Here is a 20,647-nt window from a genome sequence, read left to right on the forward strand (position 1 = left end):
AAGGGCCGTGCTGATTTGACGTCATCCCCGCCTTCCTCGCAGCTTACGCTGGCAGTCCCACCAGAGTCCTCAGCTTTACCTGTTAGTAACTAGTGGCAAGGGTTGCGCTCGTTATGGCACTTAAGCCGACACCTCACGGCACGAGCTGACGACAACCATGCAGCACCTCGCAAACGGCTATTGCTAGAAAAGGTGTTTCCACCTCGGTCCGAATGCGTTCAAACCCGGGTAAGGTTCCTCGCGTATCATCGAATTAAACCACATGTTCCTCCGCTTGTGCGGGCCCCCGTCAATTCCTTTGAGTTTCACCGTTGCCGGCGTACTCCCCAGGTGGATCACTTAACGCTTTCGCTGTGCCGCTTACAGTGTATCGCAAACAGCTAGTGATCATCGTTTACTGCGTGGACTACCAGGGTATCTAATCCTGTTTGATCCCCACGCTTTCGTGCATCAGCGTCAGTAATGGCTTGGCAGGCTGCCTTCGCAATCGGGGTTCTGCGTGATATCTATGCATTTCACCGCTACACCACGCATTCCGCCTGCCTCAAACATACTCAAGCCCCCCAGTTTCAACGGCAATTCTATGGTTGAGCCACAGACTTTCACCGCTGACTTAAAAGGCCGCCTACGCACCCTTTAAACCCAATAAATCCGGATAACGCTCGGATCCTCCGTATTACCGCGGCTGCTGGCACGGAGTTAGCCGATCCTTATTCATAAGGTACATACAAAACGGGACACGTCCCGCACTTTATTCCCTTATAAAAGAGGTTTACGATCCATAGAACCTTCATCCCTCACGCGACTTGGCTGGTTCAGGCTTACGCCCATTGACCAATATTCCTCACTGCTGCCTCCCGTAGGAGTTTGGTCCGTGTCTCAGTACCAATGTGGGGGACCTTCCTCTCAGAACCCCTATCCATCGTCGGTTTGGTGGGCCGTTACCCCGCCAACTGCCTAATGGAACGCATGCCTATCTATCAGCGATGAATCTTTAGCAAATATCCCCATGCGGGGCCCCTGCTTCATGCGGTATTAGTCCGACTTTCGCCGGGTTATCCCCCTCTGATAGGCAAGTTGCATACGCGTTACTCACCCGTGCGCCGGTCGCCGGCGGGTATCGCTACCCCCGCTGCCCCTCGACTTGCATGTGTTAAGCCTGTCGCTAGCGTTCATCCTGAGCCAGGATCAAACTCTTCGTTGTTTAAATTGTTTCTTAATATCCTCGCTCCGGAATCCGTTTATCGTAGTCCAAAGTCATACTTCTATTGACGGTATTAATCCGGAGAATCTCTTCTCCAATACTTGTACTACTTGTTGAATTATGTAAATCTATCAAAGAACTCTTTTGTCGCTTTCGTTTTGCGAACGTGGATGCAAAGATAAGTGTTTTTCTTTTAAACTTCCAAATTATTTCAGAACTTTTTTCAAGAAAAATTTGTTTCATTATTTCGGTATCGCCGTTCTCTCTCGAATGCGGGTGCAAAAGTAACGCTATAAAACATAACCTCCAAACATTTTCGGCATTATTTTTCAAGTTTTTTCTCATGGCTCAACAATCCTTACGTTTAATGTACGCACACGATAAAGGCACATATATTTATCTGTACTGATGTTGACAATATCTGGATGGGCATGGAAATAGGTTTCAAGTTTCAAGGTTTCACGAACCCCTTTTCCTCACACACGCACAAGTACATATAATACAGTTCCTCATGATCGCTCCGTCCGCCTCGGGTAAAAACATCATGTCGTGGCTACGCAAGTTCTTCGAGGCTATCCATCCCGCATAACAAACATAAAGGGATTTATTTGAAACCTATATAATGTACGTATCGTGTGTGTGAAGAAAAAGGTTTCATGAAACCTTGAAACTTGAAACCTGCCTATAGTCATTTTTTAATTCGATACACGCATAAGCAAAGAAGAGCCATACGATAGACTTAATTCCTTCAAGCCAATGACTTAAATCAAAGAACGCAAAGAGCTAAGTCATCAAGCGCAAAGACTCAACTTCTCATCCCCCAAGTTCCAAGTCCTTTATGCACCTTAATCCACAACTAATTAAAAAATCTGATAACAGAACACGAATGTCCGCTCTCATCAGTCCGACACATTGAAGCGTATTCCCACAGGATCATCATATTGTTTTTGCAGCTTATAAAGCTCGTCTCGCATGCGTTTCATCACTGCCTCGTAACTGGGCTTACCGTAAAGGTTATTCATCTCGTGGGGATCTTCTTGGAGGTCGTAAAGCTCCCATACGTCGATGTCGTTGTAGAAATGGATCAATTTATAACGATCGTCACGTACGCCGTAATGACGCTTCACGGAATGCTCGGCGGGATACTCGTAGTAATGATAGTAAAGGGAGTTACGCCAGTTCTCCGGCCGCTCGCCTTTCAGCAAGGGAAGCAAGGACTCGCCTTGGATGTCGGCTGGGATGGGGGCTCCGGCCAGTTCCAAAAAAGTGGGGGCGTAATCAATATTCTGCACGAGCTGCGGGATATCACCCTTCTTGCCACCCGGCAGACGCATCAGCAACGGGGTGCGGAAGGATTCCTCATACATGAAGCGCTTGTCGAACCAGCCATGCTCGCCCATGTAGAAGCCTTGGTCGGAGGTGTAGACGATCAACGTGTTATCCAGCAAATCGTTCTTCTCCAGATAATCGAGCACGATACCGATGTTCCGATCCACGGAATGGATCACCCGAAGGTAATCGTGCATATAACGCTGGTATTTCCACTCGGCCAGCTCCTTACCCGTGCGTTTCTTCGCCTTGAAGTCTTGGATGATCGGATCGTAATAGGCGTCCCAAGCGGCTTTCTGGTCCGGATTCATGCGGTTATAAAGCTCACGGCCGTACTTCTCCAGATCGGCGTTGGAGGAATGGATCTCGTTCTCCTTATCGGCCATTTTCAAGTCGTATACGATATCCATATCCTTGATGATGCTCATCTCCTGCTCCGAGGCGGCGATGCGGCCGGCGTAATCGTCGTAGAAGTTCTCGGGCAGCGGGAAGGTCACATCATCGTAAAGACGCAGGTCGCAGGTATCGGGCATCCAAGTACGGTGCGGGGCCTTATGGTGCAGCAGGAGGCAGAAAGGCTTGCTCTTGTCTCGTTTATTGTCCAGCCAATCAAGAGCCAGATCGGTCGTGATGTTCGTGGCGTACCCTTCGATCTGACGCTTCTCGCCGTTATCGATGAAGATGGGGTTATAGTAATCGCCTTGGCCTACGAGGATGTTCCAGTAATCGAAACCGGTGGGATCGGAGGTGAGGTGCCATTTACCGATCATGGCGGTTTGGTAGCCAGCTTTACGCAATAGCTTCGGGAAGGTCTGCTGCGAGCCGTCGAAGGTATGGGCGTTATCGATGAAGCCGTTCTTGTGGCTGTGCTTGCCGGTCAGCATGCAGGCACGGCTGGGGCCACTGATGGAGTTGGCTACGAAGCTATTGGTGAAACGTACGCCCTCGTTTGCGATGCGGTCGATGTTGGGGGTTTGGATGTATCGCTTGTCGTAGGCACTGATGGTTTGGAAGGAGTGATCGTCCGTCATGATATAAAGGATATTCATGGGCTTGGCGGGCTGCCCGGACGTATTCTCTTTTTGGCTACAGGAGGTGGAGGCTATCGCCGCCAGACCTGTCAGAATGAATAGTTTATTTGTTTTCATGTATTCCGCTTAGATTTATGTTGTTTTGATTGATTTTGCCTAAATACACTCAGCTACAGACTTGTAGAGACAGGGCATGTCCCGTCTCTACAATTGGTGATATTAACCTTGGTGGTATTAGCCGAGGAGGTCTTTCAGCTTGCCTTCGGATTGCAGCTTCACGATCAACTCGCCAAACAGAGTATTCGTCCAAGCGAACCACGAGCGGGTGTAATCGGAAGGATTGTCCTTATGGAAAGACTCGTGCATGAAGCCCGTGCCTCCGTCCGTATCACGAAGCGTCTCTATGCAATACCGGATCTCCTTCTCGTCGTTGGAAGTCGTAGCACGCATGATCAAGCTCATCGGCCAGATATAGTTGAAACCGATATGCGGACCGCCGATGCCCTCGCCGGCCTTTCCCTTGAAGAAGTAAGGATTGGAAGGACTCAGCACCAAGCGGCGGGTATTCTGGTAAACCGGGTCGTTCACGTCCACGCAACCCAAGAACGGCAAAGCCAGCAAACTCGGTACGTTAGCGTCGTCCATGAATACCTGTCCACCATAACCATCCACCTCGAAGGCGTATACCTTACCGAATTCCGGATGCTCCACGATAGCGTATTTCTTCACGGCCTCCTCTACCTCACCCGCCAACGCCTCGCAACGGCCGGCCAAGTCCGTGTTATTTCTTACGACACGAAGAATCTCAGCCACCTGACGAAGCGAGGTGATAGCGAACAAGTTCGATGGTACCAAGAAGCCGAACAGCGTAGCGTCGTCGGAAGGACGGAAAGAAGAGACGATTAGGCCCACCGGGTTCACTGGGCTACCCCAACCATCGTTCAAGAGGGTATCGCCTTGGCGGTCCGTCACACGGGAGAAACGGTACGGCCCGAGGCTATCCTTGCGCTGTTGCTCACGGAAGGTACGGTAAACGGCCTCCATTGCCTGCTCCCATTTGCTGTCGAATACGGAGGTATCGCCAATCTCTTTCCAATAATGATACGCCAAGCGGATCGGGTAGCAAAGCGAGTCGATCTCCCATTTACGCTCGTGAAGCTCTTTCTTCATCTCCGTGCGGTCGCTCTCCCACTCGCTCCCGGTAGGGCCTTCGTTGAAGCCGTTAGCGTAGGGATCGATCAGGATGCAGGCGGTCTGGCGATTGATAGCTCCGACCAGCATTTGCCGCAAGTCCTTATCCTTCTTCGCCAAGGTGACGAAGGGGTAAACCTGCGCCGAGGAGTCACGCAACCACATGGCGTGAATATCTCCGGTGATCACGAACGTATCCGGCTTGCCGTCTACCATCTTGAACTCACAGGTCGTGTCCAAGGTATTCGGGTAGCAGTTCTCGAACATCCAAGCCAGCTTCGGGTCCTTGATACGGGCCTTGGAAGCCTTCAGTTGCTCCTCTACCGCCTTGGAGGTAAACTTACGGGCCTCGGGAGCCGGGCGCTTGCTGGCGTAATCGCCGGTCACCTTAGAGGCGATCGTGCTAAAACTCTTTTTATTGTCGGGCGTACTCACGGCGGAGTATACCTTCTCGCCAACCAACAGGCCGGCCAAGGAAATAGATCCTGTTTTCAGGAAATTACGTCTTGTAGTCATTTATATAGTTTTTATGGTATTATATTCCAGTGGCAAAGTTAAGAAAAAAAATAAAGGCTCCCAATCCTTTTCGGACCGGAGCCTTCGCCAACTCAATAATTCCTTAAATTAGCCTAAATACGATTTTAGAAGCTTGCTACGAGTTCCTTGTCTTAATCTTCTGATTGCTTTTTCCTTGATCTGGCGGACACGCTCTCTAGTGAGGCCAAATTTGTCGCCAATCTCTTCCAATGTCATTTCCTGACAGCCAATACCGAAAAACATCTTGATTATCTCACATTCTCTTTCGGTCAGTGTAGCAAGCGCTCTATCAATTTCCTTAGCCAATGACTCGTTCATTAACGACCGGTCCGCAATAGGAGCGTCATCGTTCACAAGCACATCCAAAAGGCTGTTGTCTTCGCCTTCCACGAACGGGGCATCCACGGAAATATGACGTCCGGACACCTTCAAGGTATCGGAAATCTTATCCACCGGGATATCCAACTCATCAGCAAGTTCCTCTGGAGACGGTCTGCGCTCGTTTTCCTGCTCGAACTTGGAGAAGGCCTTGCTGATCTTGTTCAGCGAGCCTACTTGGTTCAACGGAAGACGCACGATTCTTGACTGCTCTGCCAAAGCTTGCAGAATAGATTGGCGAATCCACCATACAGCATAGGAAATAAACTTGAAACCTCTCGTCTCATCGAATTTCTCGGCAGCCTTGATCAAGCCTAAGTTACCCTCATTAATAAGGTCGGGCAAACTCAAACCTTGGTTCTGATATTGCTTAGCCACAGAAACGACGAAACGGAGATTCGCACGGGTCAATTTCTCTAACGCCCTACGGTCTCCTCTTTTGATAGCCTGTGCCAATTCCACTTCCTCTTCTACCGTGATAAGATCTTCTCGACCAATCTCTTGAAGATATTTATCCAGCGAAGCGCTTTCGCGGTTGGTAATGGACTTTGTGATCTTTAATTGTCTCATTCAATTTGTTTAATTGAGAATACGGGGTGCAAAGATAACCATTTTTGTTGAAAGAATTGGCTGGATGCACCCCACATCCAGCCAATTAAAAACCTTTAACAATCTTTTCACACCTATAAGACTACAGTCCTTGTTTATCTTATTCGGCAAGATCTATCGCATAGTACTTCGTACGTCCGTTCGGGTAGAAGCCTTTAATGAAGAGGCCTTGATCTTCCGTACGTCCTTGAAGTATGCTTTCCACAATCTTTTCCAAGTCTTCCGGAGCAGAGATCTTCTGGTTGTTTACAATCATGATAATGAAGCCTTTCTTTATACCGGCGTCTTTCAGTTTGCCGCTGGTCAGACCGGTGACCTCGATACCATAACTTACACCTAACTTACGTTTCTGCTCGTCGTTCAAAGCCTTGAACGCTGCGCCCATAACCTCTGCGCTGTCGCCACCCTTCACGACCTTGGTGCTACCTTGCGCATTACGGAGTTCTACCGTGAATTTCTTCGTGCTACCGTTGCGGTTGATCGTCAACTCTACCTTGTCGCCCGGACGGTATTTGCTGATCTGCTCTTGCAAAGCGCTAGACGATTTGATCTTCACGCCGTTCACAGCTACAATCACGTCACCCTTCTCGATTCCGGCTTCCTTAGCGGAGCTGCGCTCGGCGAAACCACCTACGTAAGCGCCCTCGAATACTTTCACTTTCTCTTTCTCAGCGTCGGGCACGTATTGCGGGTCTTGTATCAATACGCCTAATACAGCACGCTGCACGGTTCCAAATTGCTTCAAGTCGTTAGCCACCTTACCGGCGATGCTGATAGGCACGGCGAAAGAGTATCCGGCGAAGTTACCGGTCTCGGAGTAGATAGCGGTATTGATACCGACTAACTCGCCTTTCGTGTTCACTAGCGCCCCACCACTGTTACCCGGGTTCACGGCGGCGTCTGTCTGTATAAACGACTCGATCTTGCTACGATCCTTGCCACCGGCGCCGATGTTACCACGGCTCTTAGCGCTCACGATACCTGCCGTAACGGTAGAGGTCAAGTTAAACGGGTTACCTACCGCCAACACCCACTCACCTACTTTCAACTTCTCAGAATCACCAAAGGGGATCGTAGGTAAGTCGGTTGCCTCGATCTTGATCAAGGCGATATCTGTTGTCGGATCAGCCCCTATAATCTTTGCCGGGAATTTCCGGTTATCGTTCAAGGTAACCTCCAGCTCATCTGCTCCGTCGATCACGTGGTTGTTCGTGATGATATAACCATCCGTAGAGATAATGACACCCGAGCCGGCGCCCACACGAGGTTGCTGTTGCGGACGTTGGAACCCTCCACGGCCACCGAAGCCGAAGAAATACTCGAACGGGTCCATATACTGCTGACCGCCGTCCCCGTTAGAGGCTTGCGCATTAGCCGTGGCCTTGATATGGACAACCCCGTGGATGGCGCTCTCGGCGGCCGTAGTGAAATCGATATTCTCGGCGGCCACGGTTCCATAATTCGTCAATCGGTACGGTTGCTTGAAGGTATTCTCAACTCCGGAGGCCAACTCCGCCGGACGTTGATTCTTATTCATCAGGTAAGTACTCGTTCCGATCGCGGCACCAGAACTAATGGCTGCTATCAGAGCAACACCAAGCACATTCTTCCAGATATTTTTCATACTTTTCTTATTTAATTAAACACTTAAATTTAACAGTTTCTTTACGGCAAAGAAAACTCAAAAATTGTGCGGATATTCCATTTCCATCGTATTTTTTATCACTTTTAACGAGGCATCACAGAGGCTTAACCGCACTTAACAGTACTGTGTATTGCAAAGTACCTTTTTAACAATTAAACAGCAGACGAATTGACAGTTGACATGCGATAACTGACAGTCGACAATTGATAAATGACAGTCGGTTACTGGCAATCTAGAATCCCTGTTCGTATAAAAAAACACCTAGGAGACAGAATATGTTTACGGCTGAAAAAGAAAATGTTATCCTATCTCTCCGATGCGTCTCCAAAATAATTGTCAACCGCCGACCGTCAACTGTCAACTAAAATACCTATCTTTGTCCTATCGCAGTCTGCCGGTCTGTCGCTCACCTTCGGGTGTGAGGAAAGTCCGGGCAACACAGAGCACCATACTTCTTAACGGGAAGCTGTCCGTGAGGGTAGAGTAACGTAACAGAGAATAACCGCCGGACTCGTCCGGTAAGGGTGAAAAGGTGAGGTAAGAGCTCACCGGGTCCCGTAGCGATACGGGATGCCGTACGTCTTATGGGTTGTAAGGTCATGTATACCGGCGCATGTAGGATGGCTCGTCCGATGCCGGGGGGTAGACCGCTAAAGCTTACCGGCGACGGTAAGACAAGATAAATGGCAGGCGCCTCTTTCCAAAGAGGTACAGGACCCGGCTTATAGGCAGACTGCTTTTTTTATTTGCAATAAACAAACAGGCATATTAAAGATGAAAATAAAATCCAAATAAATACAACTAAATATGCTTTATATCAGTTCTTTATAGGGTAGTTATTTCTTTCAGTTGTTTTCACTATTTTCTGTTAATTGGTTCTTTTTGGGTACATTTTTGTTTCTTGTTTGTTTCTTGATTTCAGTTTTAATTCGTACATTTGCATACGAAAAATAACGAATGAAAGAATACGATTATGCCACGAATAAAGAAGCCTAAAAAAGTAAAAGAACCAATCCGTCTTCGGATGAAGGATTTGTCCGATGGCAGCAAAAGTCTGTATCTGGATATATACCGCAACGGCAAACGGACATACGAGTACCTGAAGCTGTATCTTATTCCGGGAACGGACAGCAATACCCGTCGGCAAAATGAAATAACAATGGCTGCCGCAAATGCCATCAAGTCGAAACGTATTATCGAGCTGACCAGTGGTGAAGCCGGTATCGTGAACCATACGGATAAGATTTATCTGCTGGACTGGATGCAAACCTATCTGGAGTACCAAGAGAAACGCGACAAGAAGGGCATCGGTCAAATCAAAGCCGTTACCCATATCCTGAAAGAATATGCAGGGGAAAGATTTATATTGGATCGGGTTGACCTCGCTTTTTGCCAAGGCTATATCGACTACATGCTGACAACCTTCCGCCCTAAAGGAAAGCCGATAGCAGCTTCTACACGCAACACCTATTATCAGATATTCAATGGCGCCCTGAATGCTGCCGTTCGGGCTAAACGGTTGTTGAGAAATCCGTTTAACGAGATGGAAAAGTCGGAGAAGCCCAAAATGCCGGAAAGCGTGCGGTCCTATATGACCATCGAAGAGGTACGGGCATTGATTGCCACTCCGATGCAGGAAGGGAGGGTAAAAAATGCCTATCTGTTCTCCTGCTTCTGCGGACTGCGTATCAGCGATATTGTCGGCCTGAAATGGAAGAATGTCTTTGTCGATAACGGCCAATACCGTCTGGCGGTAGCTATGCAGAAGACCAAAGAACCGATTTACCTGCCACTCTCCAACGAGGCGTTGAAATGGATGCCGGAGCGTGAGGACAAGGCTGCAGACGATCCTGTGTTCAACCTGCCTTCAAATATCAATCAGTATCTCAGACCGTGGGCCGAAGCGGCCGGAATCACCAAGCGTTTTACTTTTCACACCGCCCGGCATACATTCGCGACCATGATGCTGACGCTCGGTGCGGATCTCTATACCGTATCGAAGCTGCTTGGCCATACCTCCGTGAGAATGACACAGGTGTACGCCAAAATCATCAACCAGAAAAAAGACGAAGCAGTCAATTTGGTTAACGGCCTATTCGACTGATGTAGTCATACATGTCAAATTCAATTTAAGGTAAATATTTCCGGCTTTTCTCCGATATTTCAAATGGTCGAAGTAATGCCACTATTATAATAAGTATAAACCCATAAAAAACAATTCGACATGAAAGGACAAAACAACAGGTCCTCTCTTTTTTTGAAGGGAGACCACATCTGCACCACTTCGCTACGGAACAGGATGTAGCGGAAGAATTTTACGAGTTGCTCTCCGAAGCAAGGGAGCTTTATCTTCAAGACGTCATGACAGGCGGCAAACGATATGGCCGCTACGTGGATGACTTTATAAACAGCCACCGGTACATCGACTGCAACAGTGCGGTTTGCAGGAATTGCCATGAAATGAACATTCATATCATCAGAGGGCTGTTGCTCGATTGTACAAGTCTCGTCAAAAGCCTCTTTACCGCAGAAACATTTTCTTTCGAGGAGTGCATGGCCTTGAAACAAAAGTACGACATTGCCGGAGTATGGTTCGACTCTTCACGTATAGAAGATTCCAGAAACGCTCCACCTCTCTCCTTTGGTTGCAATTTTTCCCGTGAACAGATGACAGGTATTGTGGCTTGCGCCAACGCTTATCATCTGTTTTGCGTTTCCACTCTCCGCATCGAGGACATGGAAGCGCTTTTTGCCTGCAAGGAGAATTTCTGTATACGTGTGAACAATATCCGCCATGTGGCGGTTCTGTTCGATGCGTTGCTCGAAAACACCTTTATCCTACCTCACTGGCAGTCGGTTCTCGACAAGGGGCGGTTCCTGTTGTCCAAAGACGGCACAAGATATGTTACCGCTTCAAGCCTCTCGTCTGCCCTCTCTGCGGCGAGGAACAACATTACATCGGCAAACCTCGGCATACGAAAAGCCATCAGTCGGCTGAAAATATGACACGAAGTGCCAAAAAGCCAAGTATGTGAAAGATAAAACAGTGATAGTTGCCGTGATACGTGCATAGTATCATGCCGGAATTTCCGGCTGTCCGGTTCACATCACATAACTTTGACCTCCGTTAGCGCGCTGCATAACGGAGGTAACTCTCCATTGTCTAATTTTAACATGTATTTTATGCAAAACAGAACAACATTCATGGAGCGGTTAAGCGAACGGCTGACCGCCATAGAAGCGGTTCTCAAGAAGTTGGAACCGGTGGAAGGTCTGTTGGAGCGTGTGGCTTTACTGGAAAATACCATTTACACGACCAAGAAAGTCTTCACTTTTCAAGAGGCGTGCATGTATATCGGCGTGTCCGAAAGTATGTTGTACAAACTCACATCGAACAAGGAAATCCCGCACTACAAACCTCGCGGCAAGATGCTTTACTTCGCGAAGGAAGAGCTGGACGCATGGCTCTTGCAAAACTACGAACCTACGGTGGACGATGCCATGCGTATGGCGACGGAAGTATCCGCAACCCAACCGTTCTTTAACCAGAAGCGCTATGGAAAACGAAAAAAGAACTGACCGTAACTCGTGGGCGGAACTGGACGAGAATCGCCTGTCGGATATTCTCACGGCATCGCAGATAAAGGCCACGGACACCTACGTGACTCCGCCCCAGATTATATGGATCGACAACTCCACCATAGCGACGCTCGGCAATTTTAGCGCTTCGACGGGTAAGGCGAAGGCGAAAAAGACGTTTAATGTCTCTGCTATTGTCGCTGCGTCACTGGCGGGCCGGCAGGTTTTGAACTACCGGGCGCATCTGCCCGAAGGCAAGCGCAGGATCTTGTACGTGGACACCGAACAGAGCCGTTTCCATTGCCATAACGTGTTGGAACGTATTCTCCGCCTGGCGGGACTGCCCACCACAACCGACAACGAGAATCTCGATTTCATTTGCCTGCGGGAATACACGCCGGCCGTGCGTATTGAGGTCATCGACTACGCTCTGCGACAGAACAAAGGGTACGGGCTGGTCATCATTGACGGCATCCGCGACCTGATGCTCGACATCAACAGCACCAGCGAATCGGTGGAGGTTATCAACAAGATGATGGAATGGTCGTCGAAATACGACCTGCATATCCATTGTGTGCTGCACCTGAATAAAGGCGACAACAATGTGCGCGGGCATATCGGCACGGAAATGAGCAATAAGGCGGAAACGGTGCTGGTCATCACCAAGAGTGCGGAGAATCCCGTTATCAGTGAAGTTCATGCGCTGCATATCCGCGAGAAGGAGTTCAAACCGTTTGCTTTTTCCGTTGATGACGAAGGATTGCCGGTCATGGTGGATAACTATTCGTTTGATGGCAGCGTGAGACCGAAGGCCCGGAGCAGCTTCATGGATTTGTCCATCGAGCAGCACCGGGAGGCGCTTTCCGCCGCTTTCGGGGACAGGCCCATCAAAGGTTTCGAGAACGTACTGCAGGCTCTCATGGCCTCCTATGAGGCTATCGGGTTCAAACGGGGACGCAGCGTCATGATAAAACTGCTGCAGTACCTGACGGAAAACCTGAAGCTGATCGTCAAACGGGACAAGCTCTTTTATTACGATGTGACCCCGACCGAAGCCTTGCTTTTCGACGAAGAATGCGAGGACGCAGAAGGTGAAAAATAATTTAGTTTACTTTGGTCCGGGTATATATAGGAGAAAAACCAAAGTAAACCGTTTTTTGAAAACAAGTGAAAAGAAAATGACATGACCATAGCGGAAGCAAAACAACTGCGTATCGTGGACTATCTTGCCAGTCTCGGCTACCACCCCCAGAGTGTAACATCGAAACAATACTGGTATTTGTCGCCGCTACGCAATGAGCGTACCCCGTCGTTCAAGGTCAATGACCGGCTCAACGAATGGTATGACTTTGGCGCAGCGACGGGCGGAGACCTTGTGGAACTGGGCAAACACCTTTACCAGACGGACAGCGTGAGCGAAGTGCTTGCCTATATAGGGAAGCACGAGAACGCTATCCCGATACAAAGGGTGCGGATTCCGGGGACAACGCCCCGACCCGTCGAAGCCGACATGAAGGACGTGCTCGTCGTACCGTTGCAGCACCATGCGCTGCTCTCGTACCTTCATTCCCGTGGAATCGACGGAGACATCGGCCGCATGTTCTGCCGGGAGGTCCATTATGAATTGCGGCAACGGCGCTACTTCGCCCTTGCCTTCGGTAACGTGGCGGGCGGGTACGAGGTTCGCAATCCTTATTATAAGGGCTGTATCCGGTGTAAGGACATCTCTGTCATCAGGCATTCTCATAGTGAAGCACAGAACCGGGTTTGCGTGTTCGAAGGCTTCATGGATTTTCTCTCTTACCTGACGCTGAAACAGACGGGTGATGATACGGTCTGCATCGGCGCACCTTGCGATTACCTCGTGATGAACTCGGTGAACAACCTGAAAAAGGCTTTGGAACACTTGCAGGTGTACGAGGAAATACACTGTTATCTCGACAATGATCTCGCCGGACAGAAAACGGAAGAGACCATCGCCGGCATGTACGGCAAGCGGGTGCACAACGAAGCACTCCGTTATCACGAGTACAAGGACCTGAACGATTACCTGCGCGGAAAGAAACGGTAAGGCATTATCGTTACCCCTCCCTTGAAAGCTCTCCTCCCGGAGGGCTTTTTTTATGCCCGTTTTTCCCGGTACATTCGCCTTAAAGTATGAAATTAAAGTTCAATTTATATGTTTCATACTTATTTATACGTAATAAAATATTGTTTGATATAAAGAGTTTTCATTATATCAAATATAATACTTTTCTTTGCTTTTGTACTTTCAAAGTTCAATTAAAGTTTAATTTCATACTTAAAACAGATGAGTTCATACTTTATATTCGCCCTTGTACTGACGGTGCTGTACATCGTCTATTACGCGGTCAATATTACCCGTGACCTGTATGGAAAGAAGGGAACGGAGAAGACTGACGAAGAAGTTTTCGACCTCGGTCCGATGGATGCCACGGAAGAGAGTGTCGAGGTTTCGGAGAACGAGACCGGGTTTAGTATCGGAAATGAGACATGCGACACGGAAGCCGTAGCTGCCCCGCCTGCGGTACAAGACGGCGATACAGGGAAAAAGGAGGCAGCCGCGAAAGAGCGGCTTGAAAGGCTGAAGGCCAAGGCGGAGGCGCAGATGGAAGAGATCGCTCCCTACCTGTCCGACGGCTTTACCGACGAAGAGATGTATAAGGCGTTGATTTCCAAAGGACGCTTGGACAACCGTCCCTGCCTGAAATGGAGACCGGTCAAAGATAAGCTGTAAGATGTCGAAAACGAAAAAGATACTATGTGCGCTTTGTTCCATCATCCCCTGTTCAGCTCTGGCGAAAAGCGGCAGCGTGAATTACAGTTGGGGTGCGGATGCGCTGGCGACGATGCACGACTACGTGGTAACAATGATGTTTTACGTCCAAGCTCTCTGTTGTGCCATCGCCGGGATTTGTGTGATTGTGTCCGGATTCCAGATTTACGTAAAGATGAACACGGGCGAGGACGGCATTACCAAGTCCGTCGTAACGCTTGTGGGCGCGTGCCTGTTCCTGATCGGTGCGTTCCTCGTCTTTCCTGCCTTTTTCGGCTATCGCATATAGAAACGGGAGGCAGGAATCAAGTACCGCCATAACGATTCGAAAGAACTGCAATACTTACCCTAAAATAAATAATCATGTTTCAAAAAACAAAAAGACAAATGAAAAAAATGTTTTCTGCTAAAAAAGTACAGATGCTCACACTGATGTTGCTGTGTGGCACGACGGCCGTCATGGCCCAGAACTCCGCAGGCGATTATTCCGCCGGTACGACTGCACTGGCTACCGTGACGGAGGAAATCGCCAAGTACGTTCCCATCATGGTCAAACTGTGTTACGCCATTGCCGGTGTTGTGGCTATCGTAGGCGCTATCTCGGTGTACATCGCCATGAGTGCGTCCGTAATGGTTGCATGATAAATTCCTCTTTAGCAAGAGGATAGGTCAGGGTTCAAGTGATCTACTTCCACCCAAATAAGCCCGAGGGGAAACCTAAAGGTGAAAATAGCACTTTGGGAAAGCAATAAGTCAGTCAAAAGCCAGACTGCGACTGAATTGCGAGGGAGAAAGACAGATATGAGGATAAAGTCCATACTGATTGAACGATAGCCCAGCGGCAAAAGATGTAGCTGCGACGGAAGGCTTTTACAAACGTCGCATTGTGGCACTAAGACAACGTCATTGGTGTTATAGCAAAGAACCAGCCACAACGCAACCGCAGTAAGCGGAGAAAAGGGCGGAAGTCGTATCCGACAATCTGTCGTGCTAATAGTTATCATACAGCTAAACGGAGATTACCTAAGTTGGAAAGCCATGAAAGTGGCTATGGGCTTTGGCTCTGAATATCCAATATGGTAACGGAGTTCCCATAGTAGTCCGAGCAAGGTAATGCCTTGTACATGGCGAAGGGGAACAGTTAGTAATGTTTTAATACAAATTTTGAAAACGTGTAAGACGTATGGAAAAATCAGAAAGAGTATTAAAAGCTCTAAGTGACCACAGTCAAAGTTCGGATTATAAATACGAGCGACTGTATCGGTATCTGTTCAGTGAAGAGATGTTCGCTGTAGCCTACCAACGCATCTATGCGAAGCAAGGCAACATGACACCCGGAACTGACGGCAAGACCATCGATGAGATGAGTCTTGAAAGGATTGAAAGATTGATTGTGTCCTTAAAGGACGAAAGTTACCAACCCCACCCTGCACGCAGAGTGTACATACCGAAGAAGAACGGCAAGAAACGTCCGCTCGGTATTCCCTCATTCGAGGACAAATTGGTGCAGGAGGTAGTTAGACTGCTGCTTGAAGCTATTTATGAAGGTCATTTTGAAGGCACTTCACATGGTTTCCGACCGCATCGAAGCTGCCACACGGCATTGGGTATGATACAGAAGTCTTTTGCGGGAGCAAAGTGGTTTATCGAGGGAGACATCAAAGGCTTCTTTGACAACATAGACCACAACGTACTGATTAGCATTCTTCGTGAACGCATATCAGATGAACGCTTCCTCAGACTTATCCGTAAATTCCTCAATGCAGGGTATGTGGAGGACTGGAAGTACAACAAGACGTACTCAGGAACTCCGCAAGGTGGAATAATCAGCCCCATGCTGGCTAACATCTACCTTGACAAGTTCGACAAGTACATCAAGGAGTACGCAGCCAAATTCCGCAAAGGTGACAGACGCAGCATCAATCCCGAATACTGGCGTTTGAACAATAAGAAGAACTGGCTGAAAAAGAAGTTGCAGAAAACATCCGATGAGCAGATACGGAAAAGCTATCTGTATGAAATTGCCCAACTGAGCAAACAGATGCTGTCCACTCCTCACAAGGATGCAATGGATGCGGACTTTAGAAGAATGCAGTATGTAAGGTATGCGGACGATTTCCTTATATCGGTTATCGGAAGCAAGTCTGAATGCGAGACCATCAAAGCGGACATCACCCAATTCATGAGAGAACAACTCAAACTTGAATTGTCTGATGAGAAAACTTTGATAACACACGCACAAGACAAGGCGAAATTCCTTGGATATGAAATCTTCATCAGAAAGTCAGACGCAGTGAAAAGGAATAAGGACGGAGTTCTCAAAAGAGACTTCAACGGCGCAGTGGTGTTAACCCTTAACTCGGCTGTGATACAAAAGAAGCTCACTGAGTACAACGCGTTGGAGGTCAGAAACATTGATGGCAAAGACATTTGGTGGTCAAAGCCTCGCAGATATATGACTCCAATGAAGCCCGAAGATATTCTTGCCCAATACAATGCGGAAACCAGAGGACTTTACAACTACTATTCACTTGCTGCAAACGTGTCCAAAGAATGTGCATCTTTCGCCTTCATTATGAAGATGAGTATGTTCAAGACACTTGGCTGGAAACTGAACACTTCCGCAAGGAAAGTTCGCCAGAAGTATCAGAAGGACAAGGACTTTGTCATTCCGTACAACGATGCCAAGGGAAAGCAGAAATACAGAGTCTTCTACAATGAGGGTTTCAAAAAGAGAAATGCTCAGTTCGATGTTGACTATGACAAACTGCCACAGACCATGTACGTGCCATATCCGAGCCTTGTGGAAAGGTTGAAGGATGGCAGATGTGAACTATGTGGTAAGGAAGGAAAAGTAGTCATGCATCATGTGAGGACTCTCACCAAGCTGAAAGGCAATAATGAGTGGGAGAAACTGATGCTCAAAAGACATCGCAAGACACTGGTTGTCTGTGAGGACTGCAACTCTATGATTCAGAACTATGGTAAAGAGTAATGTTACTAATGGAAAGCCGTATACATGGAGACATGTAAGTACGGTTTGGGGGCGAGTACTCGGAAACCGCCCACCGCAAGGTGGGTATGGCGCTGGGTGCTTAGCCCACACAACGAGGAACAGGACGTGAAGAAGAAAATCATGATGGTCGTGGGCGCATGTATTTTCTTAATCGCTGCCGCACAAGCACTTCCGATGTTCTTCGGTATCGGCGCATAAACCTTCCGCACGATGAAAGGCAAGGACGAACGTTACCCTGACTACCCGCTGTTCAAAGGTCTTCAACGGCCTTTGGAGTTCATGGGCATCCAGGGACGCTATACCTACTGGGCGGCAGGCGTTGCCGGCGGAGCCATCGTCGGCTTTATCATCGCCTACTGTCTCGCAGGGTTCGTGGTCGGACTGGTCGTGCTGGTTGCGGTCGTCTCGACGGGTATCGCCCTTATCATGCTCAAACAGCGGAAAGGGCTGCATACCAAGAAAGACGGGCGCGGGGTGTATATCTACGCCCACTCGAAGAAGCTGTGAGAAGAAAAGAAAAACCATCACGGGCAACGTGTGGTCTTGTTGAATGTTGAACGCGGGCCGGCCGCCTGAAATCCGGGCGGCCCGGCCTTTTTTATCGTATTTTAAGATGACTTTGTACATCATTCTACTTTTTATCGCCTTGTGTGCCGGCATGGCCCTGTCGGTCTATGCGTTCGGTACCGGAGGCAAGCGCAAGCGTATCTTTCAGGACATCTATTTTTCCGTGGAAGAGACGAACGGCGTGGGCGTGCTCTATACCAAGACGGGCGAATATTCTGCTATCCTGAAAATAGAGAACCCCGTGCAAAAATACTGCGCGAACATTGACAGCTACTATGAGTTCACGCACCTTTTCACCGCCCTCGCACAGACGCTCGGCGAAGGATATGCCCTGCACAAACAGGACATCTTCGTCAGGAAACAGTTCGAGAACGAGACGGGCGACAAACACGAGTTCCTCTCGTCGGCCTACTTCCGTTACTTCAAGGGGCGCAACTACACGGACAGCGTGTGTTACCTGACTATCACACAGGAGGCGAAGAAGAGCCGACTGTTCTCGTTCGACAACAAGAAGTGGCGCGATTTTCTGGTCAAGATCCGCAAAGTGCATGACCAGCTGCACGATGCCGGGGTACAGGCCAAGTTCCTGAACAAAGCCGAGGCGAGCGAATACGTGGACCGCTATTTCGCCATGAACTTCAAGGACCGGATCGTGTCGATGACCAACTTCAAGGCAGACGACGAGACAGTCTCGATGGGCGACAAACGCTGCAAGGTATATAGTCTTGTCGATGTGGACTGCGCCGCACTGCCTTCACTGATAAGACCTTATACCAATATAGAGGTCAATAACACGGATATGCCCGTGGACCTGCTGGCTGCCATTGACAGCATTCCGAGTGCGGAGGCTGTCATCTATAACCAGATTGTCTTCCTGCCCAATCAGAAAAGGGAACTGGCCCTGCTGGACAAAAAGAAGAACCGGCACGCCAGTATTCCCAATCCGAGCAACCAGATGGCCGTGGAGGACATCAAGCGGGTACAGGAGGTCATCGCGCGGGAAAGCAAGCAGCTCGTGTACACTCATTTCAACCTGATTGTCGCCGTACCGACTGGTACGGACCTGCAAAAATGCACGAACCATTTGGAGAATGCTTTCGGACGTATGGGTATCCATATTTCCAAAAGGGCGTACAACCAGCTGGAACTGTTCGTAAACTCGTTTCCGGGTAACTGCTACGGCATGAACGAGGACTATGACCGCTTCCTGACGCTGGGTGACGCGGCGGTGTGCCTGATGTATAAGGAGCACATACAGCACAGCGAAGAAACACCGCTGAAAATTTACTACACGGACCGCCAAGGCGTGCCGGTAGCTATCGACATCACGGGAAAGGAAGGGAAAAACAAACTGACGGACAACTCGAATTTCTTTTGTTTAGGGCCTTCGGGCAGCGGCAAGAGCTTCCACATGAACTCTGTCGTGCGCCAGTTGTACGAGCAGGGCACAGACGTGGTGATGGTCGATACGGGTAACAGCTACGAGGGCCTTTGCGAATACCTCGGCGGCAAGTACATTTCCTATACCGAGGAAAGACCGATTACCATGAACCCGTTCCGCATCAACCGGGTTGAAATGAATGTGGAGAAAACGGGCTTCCTGAAAAACCTCGTACTGCTCATCTGGAAAGGCTCGCAGGGTACGGTCACGAAGACGGAGGACCGCCTGATAGAACAGGTCATCACGGAGTATTACGACACCTATTTCAACGGTTTCGACGGCTTCACGCCCCTGCAACGGGAGGATTTGCGTAAGGGGCTGCTCATCGACGACCGTAACCGTACCGAGAAGCGGGACGAGGACGAAGGAGAGCGGGCCGGGCGTATCGAGCGCATGATCGACGAGATGGAACGCCGCCGTAAGGAGCTAAAAGTGGAAGAGCTGTCGTTCAACTCGTTCTATGAGTTTTCCGTGCAGCGCATCCCCGACATCTGTACCGAGAACCACATTTCGGGCATCGACATCTCGACGTACCGTTACATGATGAAGGACTTCTACCGGGGAGGCAATCATGAAAAGACGCTGAACGAGAACATGGACAGTTCACTGTTTGATGAGACGTTCATCGTCTTCGAAATCGACAGTATAAAAGATGATCCTCTCCTGTTCCCTCTTGTCACGCTGATTATCATGGACGTATTCTTACAGAAGATGCGTATCAAGAAGAACCGCAAAGTCCTGGTCATAGAGGAAGCGTGGAAGGCGATTGCCAGCCCGCTCATGGCCGAATACATCAAGTTTATGTACAAGACGGCCCGTAAGTTCTGGGCTTCGGTCGGCGTGGTGACACAGGAGATACAGGACATCATCGGCAGCCCTATCGTCAAGGAAGCCATCATCAACAACTCGGACGTGGTGATGCTGCTCGACCAGAGCAAGTTCCGTGAGCGGTTCGATGAAATCAAGGCTATCCTCGGCCTTACTGACGTGGACTGCAAGAAGATATTCACCATCAACCGGCTGGAAAACAAGGAAGGGCGCAGTTTCTTCCGCGAGGTGTTCATCCGCCGGGGAACGACCAGCGGCGTGTACGGTGTAGAAGAACCAAGAGAATGTTACATGACCTACACCACGGAGCGGGCGGAGAAAGAAGCCTTGAAACTCTATAAACGGGAACTGCGGTGCAGTCATCAGGAAGCTATTGAGGCGTACTGCCGGGACTGGAACGCCAGCGGTATCGGGAAGTCCCTGCCGTTCGCCCAAAAGGTCAACGAGGCCGGGCAGGTATTGAACCTTCATGTAAAACAATAACAATCAAATCAT

Annotated in this window: 16 protein-coding genes, 1 rRNA gene, 1 other RNA gene and 1 pseudogene (1 of these 19 only partly in view); 13 read left to right on the plus strand and 6 right to left on the minus strand. The window is 49.1% G+C overall.

Annotated elements, in window-relative coordinates; all coding sequences use genetic code 11:
• The 5 genes from CI959_RS00170 to CI959_RS00195 form a co-directional block, all read right to left on the minus strand.
• Nucleotides 1–1,204: ribosomal RNA gene (locus CI959_RS00170) — 16S ribosomal RNA — on the minus strand; it reaches 321 nt to the left of the window's first position.
• A gap of 899 nt (nucleotides 1,205–2,103) precedes the next feature.
• The gene (locus CI959_RS00180; protein WP_005862019.1) at nucleotides 2,104–3,681 is read right to left on the minus strand and encodes a sulfatase; all 1,578 of its coding nucleotides are present in this window, start codon (nucleotides 3,679–3,681) and stop codon (nucleotides 2,104–2,106) included.
• A gap of 117 nt (nucleotides 3,682–3,798) precedes the next feature.
• Nucleotides 3,799–5,271 carry a glycoside hydrolase family 125 protein gene (locus CI959_RS00185; RefSeq protein WP_005862017.1) on the minus strand — a complete coding sequence of 491 codons (1,473 nt, stop codon included), beginning with the start codon at nucleotides 5,269–5,271 and terminating at the stop codon, nucleotides 3,799–3,801.
• A gap of 108 nt (nucleotides 5,272–5,379) precedes the next feature.
• Nucleotides 5,380–6,240, minus strand: coding sequence for an RNA polymerase sigma factor RpoD/SigA (locus CI959_RS00190; protein ID WP_005641668.1), 861 nt, complete (start codon nucleotides 6,238–6,240; stop codon nucleotides 5,380–5,382).
• A 139-nt stretch (nucleotides 6,241–6,379) separates the two neighbouring features.
• Nucleotides 6,380–7,903 carry a Do family serine endopeptidase gene (locus CI959_RS00195; RefSeq protein ID WP_005862015.1) on the minus strand — a complete coding sequence of 508 codons (1,524 nt, stop codon included), beginning with the start codon at nucleotides 7,901–7,903 and terminating at the stop codon, nucleotides 6,380–6,382.
• 407 nt (nucleotides 7,904–8,310) lie between these two features.
• Between CI959_RS00195 and rnpB the strand changes: the two genes are divergently transcribed.
• An RNA gene (gene rnpB / locus CI959_RS00200) (RNase P RNA component class A) lies at nucleotides 8,311–8,665 on the plus strand.
• Nucleotides 8,666–8,897: 232 nt separating this feature from the next.
• Nucleotides 8,898–10,028, plus strand: coding sequence for a site-specific integrase (locus CI959_RS00205; RefSeq protein WP_004289313.1), 1,131 nt, complete (start codon nucleotides 8,898–8,900; stop codon nucleotides 10,026–10,028).
• 59 nt (nucleotides 10,029–10,087) lie between these two features.
• Here CI959_RS00205 and CI959_RS21675 read toward each other — a convergent pair whose 3' ends face one another.
• A complete protein-coding gene (locus CI959_RS21675) occupies nucleotides 10,088–10,381 on the minus strand; it encodes a hypothetical protein (RefSeq protein ID WP_224200298.1) in 294 nt (97 codons plus the stop codon).
• On the opposite strand from CI959_RS21675, the gene CI959_RS00215 reads away from it, so the two are divergent.
• The 11 genes and pseudogenes from CI959_RS00215 to CI959_RS00265 all read left to right on the plus strand — a co-directional run bounded on the left by CI959_RS00215 (nucleotide 10,286) and on the right by CI959_RS00265 (nucleotide 20,635).
• Entirely contained in the window at nucleotides 10,286–10,930 is a 645-nt protein-coding gene (locus CI959_RS00215; RefSeq protein ID WP_007478951.1) for a hypothetical protein, read from the plus strand. The two genes, CI959_RS21675 and CI959_RS00215, sit on opposite strands and share 96 nt — an antisense overlap.
• Nucleotides 10,931–11,128: 198 nt before the next feature.
• Nucleotides 11,129–11,503 (plus strand): helix-turn-helix domain-containing protein, encoded by a 375-nt coding sequence (locus CI959_RS00220; protein WP_004294465.1) that lies wholly within the window; start codon nucleotides 11,129–11,131, stop codon nucleotides 11,501–11,503.
• Complete coding sequence (locus CI959_RS00225) at nucleotides 11,481–12,605, plus strand: AAA family ATPase (RefSeq protein WP_004289317.1); 1,125 nt, start codon at nucleotides 11,481–11,483, stop codon at nucleotides 12,603–12,605. The genes CI959_RS00220 and CI959_RS00225 overlap by 23 nt, the downstream gene beginning before the upstream one ends.
• Nucleotides 12,606–12,686: 81 nt before the next feature.
• Complete coding sequence (locus CI959_RS00230) at nucleotides 12,687–13,574, plus strand: toprim domain-containing protein (RefSeq protein WP_004289318.1); 888 nt, start codon at nucleotides 12,687–12,689, stop codon at nucleotides 13,572–13,574.
• A gap of 240 nt (nucleotides 13,575–13,814) precedes the next feature.
• Nucleotides 13,815–14,261, plus strand: coding sequence for a hypothetical protein (locus CI959_RS00235; RefSeq protein ID WP_004289320.1), 447 nt, complete (start codon nucleotides 13,815–13,817; stop codon nucleotides 14,259–14,261).
• A 1-nt stretch (nucleotide 14,262) separates the two neighbouring features.
• Nucleotides 14,263–14,589, plus strand: coding sequence for a DUF4134 domain-containing protein (locus tag CI959_RS00240; RefSeq protein WP_004289321.1), 327 nt, complete (start codon nucleotides 14,263–14,265; stop codon nucleotides 14,587–14,589).
• Between the two features lie 74 nt (nucleotides 14,590–14,663).
• Nucleotides 14,664–14,921 (plus strand): annotated as a pseudogene (locus CI959_RS00245) (DUF4134 family protein); the annotation flags it as partial.
• 562 nt (nucleotides 14,922–15,483) lie between these two features.
• On the plus strand, nucleotides 15,484–17,295 hold the full coding sequence (locus CI959_RS00250) for a reverse transcriptase/maturase family protein (RefSeq protein WP_004289323.1): 1,812 nt from the start codon (nucleotides 15,484–15,486) through the stop codon (nucleotides 17,293–17,295).
• 24 nt (nucleotides 17,296–17,319) lie between these two features.
• Nucleotides 17,320–17,514 (plus strand): DUF4134 family protein, encoded by a 195-nt coding sequence (locus CI959_RS00255; RefSeq protein WP_004289324.1) that lies wholly within the window; start codon nucleotides 17,320–17,322, stop codon nucleotides 17,512–17,514.
• A 12-nt stretch (nucleotides 17,515–17,526) separates the two neighbouring features.
• Nucleotides 17,527–17,823 carry a DUF4133 domain-containing protein gene (locus CI959_RS00260; RefSeq protein ID WP_032541330.1) on the plus strand — a complete coding sequence of 99 codons (297 nt, stop codon included), beginning with the start codon at nucleotides 17,527–17,529 and terminating at the stop codon, nucleotides 17,821–17,823.
• Nucleotides 17,824–17,929: 106 nt separating this feature from the next.
• A complete protein-coding gene (locus tag CI959_RS00265) occupies nucleotides 17,930–20,635 on the plus strand; it encodes a DUF87 domain-containing protein (protein WP_080546218.1) in 2,706 nt (901 codons plus the stop codon).
• The last annotated feature ends 12 nt before the right edge of the window (nucleotides 20,636–20,647 follow it).

Origin of the sequence: Parabacteroides sp. AT13 (genome assembly GCF_002272965.1) — a bacterium.
Taxonomy (GTDB): domain Bacteria; phylum Bacteroidota; class Bacteroidia; order Bacteroidales; family Tannerellaceae; genus Parabacteroides; species Parabacteroides distasonis.